This window comes from Geomonas sp. (genome assembly GCF_056994735.1).
This window is the reverse complement of record NZ_JBXKJL010000039.1, coordinates 1-3,832: the sequence shown is the minus strand read 5'-3', so window position 1 is coordinate 3,832 and position 3,832 is coordinate 1. Positions and strand designations below refer to the sequence as shown.

Below are 3,832 nucleotides of genomic sequence, written 5' to 3'. Positions count from 1 at the left end.
GGCGCCGACCTGATCCTGACCTATCACTCGAAGGAAGTGGCGAAGCTCCTCAAAAAGGGATACGAAGCATCCTTCCTCGAGCGCTCCAGCTGCGGCTGCGGCTGCAAATGAAATAACAGGCAAAAATAGAAAAGGAAAAGGCCCGCGCGAAACGGGCCTTTTCCTTTTACTAATTAGCGCCAATCTTCCACTACGAGATTGTCATCCCCGAATGCCCTTGTCGGGGATCCAGATTTCACGTCGTTTAGGAGCTGGATTCCCGATCAGAATCGCTTCGGGAATGACAGATTTGGGGTTCCCTTGTGCCGCACGTCCGGTGAGCTAGGTCAGTACATCTTGCCTTGTTGAAAGGAGGTCGGGGTGGAGATTTGCCTCGAGCGAGGCGAGCGCGGCGGGATTGAGGCTAGAGATGAATGTCCTGCTTGATGTTCTTCGGCGTGTAGCTCTCGGCCACCCGCCAGCCTCTGCCCTTCACTAATACCGGTTCCAGCCGGCAGGCTATGTAGCCGATCAGGCTGGCATGCAGGGGGAGGTCCGAAGCGATGGTAACGATGCGGAAACCGACGAAATCGCCAACCTCGGGATAGTGCTGCGCCTCCTTGAGGGTGCAACTCCACACCCTGTTTCCACCATCGGAACCGGCGACCCTGATGAGAAAGGTACGCTCTCCGTCTCGCCCCACTTCCCCTTCCTCTTCGACCAGGGCAGGAATGAGGGCGCCGATCAATGCATCATAGCCGACAGTGCAGGCGTGAGCGAAGGCCTCTTCGCTGTCGGGAAATTCCAGCACCTCCCGCTCTTTTTTCCACAACCACTCGAACATGGTTCCACCAGAATTGATCCACCAGCCCCCCCGCTGAAGGGGAGGGAGCGTGATCCAGGATGCAAAAAAGGCGGGAAGTATCCCGCCTTTCTCATTATAACATACCGTTGAAAGACCTCACGCCGTCTTCTTATCCGGTTCCGCCTGGGCCGCAGCAGCCTTCGGCTCATCCACCCCACCGGCGGCAGCGCTTCCTTTCTCCACCTCGGTCTGCACCTTGGTTTCGGCAACCTTAGCCGGTTCCTTTTCCTCGGCGTTGCGAGCCTCCGAATCGATGCTGTTCTTGAAGTCGTCGGTTGCCCGTTTGAATTCAGCCAGCCCTTTTCCCAGGGATTTTGCCAGCTCCGGCAGTTTCTGCGGACCTATGACAATTAATGCTATTACCATAATGATAATTAGTTCAGGCATGCCGATTCCGAACATACTATCTACCTCGCCTTTGTCAGCGGTCAGACCGCCGTAAGATGAAAAAAGTTTAGGGAAATAATAGAGGTTTTACCATCAGGTGTCAAGCTTGCTTCTCCGGAGCCTCAAAGGTTGACATGAACCTTAACATTGTCTACTATCGCTGGTTACAGATCTTAATCTGAGAGCACAAAAGAAACCCTCTGGCGGTGACAGATATGACTCAGCAGTCTATAAAGTCTGAAATAAAATCACTTCTGAAAGAGCGCAATGCCGTTCTCCTTGCGCATAACTACATGCGTGACGAGGTGCAGGAGATTGCCGACATCACCGGTGACTCGTTAGCTCTTTCCATCGAAGCCGCCAAGACTGACGCCGAGGTCATTGTCTTCTGCGGTGTGCACTTCATGGCCGAATCCGCCTCCATATTGGCGCCGGAAAAGACGGTGCTTCTGCCCAGGCTGGACGCCGGTTGCCCCATGGCGGACATGGTCACGATAGACGAACTCAAGAAGCTCAAGGCATCGCTGCCGGGCGTCCCCGTTGTCACCTATGTCAACTCCTCCGCCGCGGTCAAGGCCGAAAGCGATATCTGCTGCACCTCGGCTAACGCCCTGAAGGTGGTGCAGTCCATACCGGAGGACGAGCTGATCTTCGCGCCGGACCGCAACCTCGGGAGCTACGTGGCGAAGTTCACCAACAAGCGCTTCCACCTATGGGAGGGTTTCTGCCCGACCCATGAGCGGTTGAGGCCCGATGTGGTGAAGGAACTGAAGAAGACCTATCCGGACGCGCCCTTCGTCTGCCACCCCGAGTGCAATCCCGCGGTAGTGGAGCTTGCCGACCACGTCTGCTCCACCACCGGGATGTATGACTACTGCAAGAAGAGCGGCGCCAAGCGCTTCATCATAGGGACCGAGGCCGGCATCCTGTGGCGCCTGAAGAGGGAGAACCCGGAGAAAGAATTCCTCCTGGCCTCCCCTGCCCTCATCTGCCCGAACATGAAGCTGACCTCGCTGGAGGATGTCCTCGAATCACTGAAGAGCATGCAGCCGGTGGTCAAGGTGCCCGAGGAGATCAGGATTCCGGCCAAGCGTGCCCTCGACCGGATGCTGGCCATTCCCAGGGATTGAGAGTTACTCCCATGAAAGGCAAATCCCCCCTGTCCCCAGCGGTGTCCGGTTAGGTTTTTGCTTTGCCGCTTTCCCTTCCCAATCTTCCTTCGAAACTGCTCCCTCTCCCCATGGGAGAGGGCTGGGGTGAGGGCAAGTGCCACGGCAGATACGGGCTTCCCTCACCCGACCCTCTCCCGGAGGGCGAGGGAGAGCTTGAAATGTGGATAAATGGGCAGGAGTGAGGGCAGTTGCCGCAAAGAAAAAATCCCCTGTTTTGACAAGGGGGGATGTGATATCGAGACGTTTAGTACGTTCAATAGCAACTCGTCCAGGAGCACATGCATGATCCGTCCATTCAAAGGAATTGCACCCAAGATAGATGAATCGGCCTTCGTAGCTGAGGGCGCGGTCATCATCGGGGACGTTACCATCGGCAAGGAAGCGAGCATCTGGTACAACTGCGTGGTTCGCGGGGACGTGAACTTCATCAGCATCGGCGACCGGACCAATATCCAGGACCTCTCCATGCTGCACGTGACGCACAAGAAGAATCCCGAGGATCCGGGTGCCCCGCTGGTGATCGGCAACGACGTCACCGTCGGCCACAGCGTGACACTGCACGGCTGCACCATCGAGGACGGCGCTTTTATCGGGATGCAGGCCATCATCATGGACAAGGCCGTGGTCGGCAAGGGTGCCCTCATCGGCGCCAGGGCACTGGTCACGGAAGGGACCGTGATCCCCCCGAATACCATGTGGATAGGGGCTCCGGCGAAGTACAAGCGGGACCTGACCCCGGACGAGATCGCCTGGCTCAGCCGCTCGGCGGGGAACTACGTGAGGTACTCCCGCGAGTTCATCGATGACGAGGGTACCGTACCATCTGATTGATTCTCCTCACACGGTGGAATTACATATTTCGTAGGAGCGCCCTTCCGGGCGCCAACCATCCACGGTATGAGGTTCGCGCCCGGGAGGGCGCTCCTACAACGGCTAACAACCCGACTGCATCGAAGACCATGAAAGACCTGCAGGACGATCAAATCCCCACCCTCCTCATGGAGGTCTTCGACGCGCTGCTGAAGCGTTACGGACCCCTCCGCTGGTGGCCGGCCGACACCCCTTTCGAAGTCTGCGTCGGCGCCATCCTCACCCAAAACACCAACTGGGTTAATGTCGAAAAAGCCATCGTGAACCTCAAGCGGGAAGGGCTCCTCTCGATCGAGGCACTCTGGGATATGGACCGGGAGCGGCTTGCCGAGCTGATACGCCCTTCCGGCTTCTTCAACGTGAAGAGCGGCAGGCTCAAGGATTTCGTGGGCTGGGTTCTGGAGAGGCACGGCAGCCTGGACGGCATGTTCGCGATTGAATGGGAATTGCTCAGGGAGGAGTTGAACGCGGTGCGGGGGATCGGGCGCGAGACCTGCGACTCGATCCTCCTTTATGCCGGCGAGAAGCCGACCTTCGTGGTCGATGCCTACACGAAGCG

At 57.5% G+C, this 3,832-nt stretch carries 5 protein-coding genes; 3 read left to right on the top strand and 2 right to left on the bottom strand.

What is annotated here, in order from left to right; translation table 11 throughout:
- Positions 1-403: 403 nt before the first annotated feature.
- Positions 404-823, bottom strand: a complete 420-nt coding sequence (locus tag AC11W3_RS02010) for a hypothetical protein (protein ID WP_484091020.1) — start codon at positions 821-823, stop codon at positions 404-406.
- Positions 824-940: 117 nt separating this feature from the next.
- Entirely contained in the window at positions 941-1,246 is a 306-nt protein-coding gene (locus AC11W3_RS02005) for a TatA/E family twin arginine-targeting protein translocase (protein WP_484091019.1), read from the bottom strand.
- A gap of 200 nt (positions 1,247-1,446) precedes the next feature.
- On the opposite strand from AC11W3_RS02005, the gene nadA reads away from it, so the two are divergent.
- From nadA to AC11W3_RS01990, 3 genes are all read left to right on the top strand, one after another.
- Positions 1,447-2,361 carry a quinolinate synthase NadA gene (gene nadA, locus AC11W3_RS02000; protein ID WP_484092403.1) on the top strand — a complete coding sequence of 305 codons (915 nt, stop codon included), beginning with the start codon at positions 1,447-1,449 and terminating at the stop codon, positions 2,359-2,361.
- A 324-nt stretch (positions 2,362-2,685) separates the two neighbouring features.
- Complete coding sequence (locus AC11W3_RS01995; protein WP_484091017.1) at positions 2,686-3,234, top strand: gamma carbonic anhydrase family protein; 549 nt, start codon at positions 2,686-2,688, stop codon at positions 3,232-3,234.
- Positions 3,235-3,362: 128 nt separating this feature from the next.
- A partial coding sequence (locus AC11W3_RS01990; protein ID WP_484092402.1) for an endonuclease III domain-containing protein occupies positions 3,363-3,832 on the top strand: 470 nt, incomplete at its 3' end.

Coding starts and splice junctions, on each gene's coding strand:
- AC11W3_RS02005 (WP_484091019.1), bottom strand. CDS start 1,246: ATGTTCGGAATCGGCATGCCTGAACTAATTATCATTATGGTAATAGCA.
- AC11W3_RS01995 (WP_484091017.1), top strand. CDS start 2,686: ATGATCCGTCCATTCAAAGGAATTGCACCCAAGATAGATGAATCGGCC.
- nadA (WP_484092403.1), top strand. CDS start 1,447: ATGACTCAGCAGTCTATAAAGTCTGAAATAAAATCACTTCTGAAAGAG.
- AC11W3_RS02010 (WP_484091020.1), bottom strand. CDS start 823: ATGTTCGAGTGGTTGTGGAAAAAAGAGCGGGAGGTGCTGGAATTTCCC.